This is a genomic window from Anaerovibrio sp. (assembly GCF_024697385.1).
GTDB lineage: Bacteria > Bacillota > Negativicutes > Selenomonadales > Selenomonadaceae > Anaerovibrio.
On sequence record NZ_JAILFV010000142.1, the window covers coordinates 1 to 2,779 of the forward strand.

General features: G+C 46.4%; 2 protein-coding genes and 1 pseudogene. All 3 read right to left on the reverse strand.

Translation table 11 applies throughout. The annotated features are described in order from the left end of the window. Positions 1-241: 241 nt before the first annotated feature. Positions 242-1,570: a replication-associated recombination protein A gene (locus K6C05_RS08070; protein WP_296733459.1), complete on the reverse strand. Its 1,329-nt coding sequence runs from the start codon at positions 1,568-1,570 to the stop codon at positions 242-244. A gap of 33 nt (positions 1,571-1,603) precedes the next feature. Then, positions 1,604-2,284: an alpha/beta hydrolase-fold protein gene (locus tag K6C05_RS08075; protein WP_296733461.1), complete on the reverse strand. Its 681-nt coding sequence runs from the start codon at positions 2,282-2,284 to the stop codon at positions 1,604-1,606. 95 nt (positions 2,285-2,379) lie between these two features. Then, positions 2,380-2,779 (reverse strand): annotated as a pseudogene (locus tag K6C05_RS08080) (radical SAM mobile pair protein B); the annotation flags it as partial.

Sequence of the window (2,779 nt, forward strand, 5' to 3'; positions counted from 1 at the left end):
CCTCTGTGGTCCATTTACAAATCAGCGTTCTGCCCGGCTCCCAGCTGCCCGGACTCTCTGTGAGTGCCCCTTTTGCTTGATCTCCACATCATAGGTTTGTTCAGTATTAATTTTGAACTTGTTTGTATTAAACAACAATCCCAAAGGTTTGTCAAGAAAAATATTCCAATTAGCAATTTATCAGCTTTTCAGTCCGCGAAAAAAGCTATACCTGCCGGGATTTATTTTCCTCCACCTACCACTATTTGGTGTCCTTTCTGTGTTTTCCCTTCCAGGTCTTAATATCCTTAAGACGCTGTGCAAATCGACCTTCCAGCCCTTCATTGGTAGGATGGTAATAGCTCCTGCCCCGTAAGTCTTCCGGCAGGCATTCCATATTGGTCAGCTTTTCAGCAGTATCATGGGCATATTGATAATCCCTGCCATAATCCAGTTCCTTCATCAGTTTGGTCACAGCATTCCGCAAATGAAGAGGTACCGGTTCAGCCTGTCTCTCCTCCGCATCCTTGCGGGCCATGCCATAGGCCACATAAAGGGCATTTGATTTAGGTGCCAGAGCCATATAAACCACGGCCTGGGTCAAATGCACCGTGCACTCCGGCATACCAATAAAATGACAGGCCTGATAAGCTGCCACTGCAATTTCCAGGGCCCGTGGATCAGCCAGTCCAATATCTTCACTGGCAAACCGGGTGATTCTCCTGGCCACATACAATGGATCCTCCCCACCCTCAAGCATTCTCGCCAACCAATAAACTGCCGCATCAGGATCGGAGTTACGCATTGATTTGTGCAGGGCCGAAATTATATTATAATGCTCCTCGCCATCCTTATCATATAACAGCAGTTTGCGGGAAGTACACTGCTCTATATTTTCTCCGGTAACTTCGATTCCATCTTCTCCGACCTGGGCATTCAGAACTGCCATTTCCAGTATAGACAATGCCTTACGGGCATCACCATTGGCAAATGACGCCAATTTTAACAGCAGTTCATCTGCTATCCTGACCTTTTGTCCACCAAAGCCCCGCTCATCACTTAGGGCACGCCGCAGAAGTCCTGCTATATTATCCTCCGTGAGAGCCTTCAGGACAAAAACCTTGCAACGGGAAAGAAGCGCTCCGTTCACCTCAAAGGATGGGTTTTCTGTAGTAGCGCCAATAAGTATAATGCTGCCCTTTTCCACAAAAGGAAGAAAGGCATCCTGCTGGGCCTTGTTAAAGCGATGTATCTCATCAACAAAAACTATGGTCTTCTCACCATATAGCCGGTTGCTTTCCGCCTTTTTCATGACCTCCCGTATTTCCTTGATGCCACTGGTCACCGCCGAAAAATTAATAAACCGGGCTTTAGTCATCTTGGCTATCACACCTGCCAGGGTAGTTTTACCTACCCCGGGAGGTCCCCAAAAAATCATTGAAGAAATGCTGTCCTGCTCAATCAGCCTCCGTAGGACCTTACCCTTTCCCAATAAATGCTCCTGCCCAGCAATTTCCTCTATTGTCCCGGGGCGAATTCTCGCCGCCAATGGCTCTGGTACGGCTTTACTAAACAAAGATGTCTGTTCCATTCCAATTTATCTTCTTTCACCAAAATATGTCAGCTATTCTTCAAGAATCCAGGCAATACCGCGGGCCATCCGCTCTGCACCATGATAGAAATGATTGCCCTCATTGAGCTCAAAAATCGTCTCTATACCTTGCCGGCTGTAATAATCTGCCAAATACCGACTGTTATCCTCCACAGGCTTCAACACCTTATTCCTGGTCCTGGACTCCTTATCCCCCAGGGAAAAATACAGTTTGTCCGGTTTCCTGCACATAATATGACCTTCTACATACTGTATAAAATCAGGATACCAAAAGGAGCCGGATACACAGGCCAACCGTGAAAAAGCATCGGCCCGGTATGCTGCATACAGGGCAAACAGCCCCGCCAGTGAATATCCCGTCAAGGCAATATACGATGGCTTATGGGGCAAATACTTCAATATACCTGGCAATATCTCGTCCTCCAGCTTATCCAGATAGGCATCGGCACCACCTGTACAGGGAGTATCATTTTTTGACAGCGGGGGTATGGGCCAAGGAGACATTTCATCATCCCAGTTCAATCCATCAATGGCAGCAAAGGAGAATTCTGCCTGGGTCATTTCCGACAGCACCTGATATACCTTTTCGCCTTCACCCTGTACTGTATGGAGGATAACCAAGGGTGCCCTGCGCTCCTGTCCATAAAATAAAACAGGCTTTCCTCCCGCTGAAAATTCCACCTTGTTAACCATCCTTCAACCTCCCAAAAATATAGTTATCCTGCACAGTTAAGTCTTTCATTTCTACACATTTGATAAAAAACAGGCTATATTCCTGCCGAAGCAAATCAAGGGGCGGACCGGACTTTTTTCTGTGCACTTTTCTTCACTTCTTCATGATAAAAATAATTGACCATGACTGGAGGCTTGCCAAAATCAGACATTTGGGAATCCTCCGCTCTCATATATGGCATCTCATTGGCCTCTGCGTACTGTCTGAGCTTGCTGTCAAGCTCATTCCAATACTCCCTGCTTTTCCTTGAATAAATCTGATAATACAGCTCATCAAGTTCGGGGTGATTTTCATGTATCCAGTTTCTGATGGTTACCCTGTAATCTCCACGAAGGTTGAGATTTTCCAGCCATACCAGATTGCATCTGTCCTTTGCCTGCTCAACAATGGCTTCCACATCAGTTATCCCTGGAAATATGGGGGAAATAAAGCAGGTAGTTTTTATTCCTGCCTCA

Bases quoted from the DNA above. Each gene is read 5' to 3' on its own strand.
- K6C05_RS08075 (WP_296733461.1), bottom strand. From the start codon at position 2,284: ATGGTTAACAAGGTGGAATTTTCAGCGGGAGGAAAGCCTGTTTTATTT.
- K6C05_RS08070 (WP_296733459.1), bottom strand. From the start codon at position 1,570: ATGGAACAGACATCTTTGTTTAGTAAAGCCGTACCAGAGCCATTGGCG.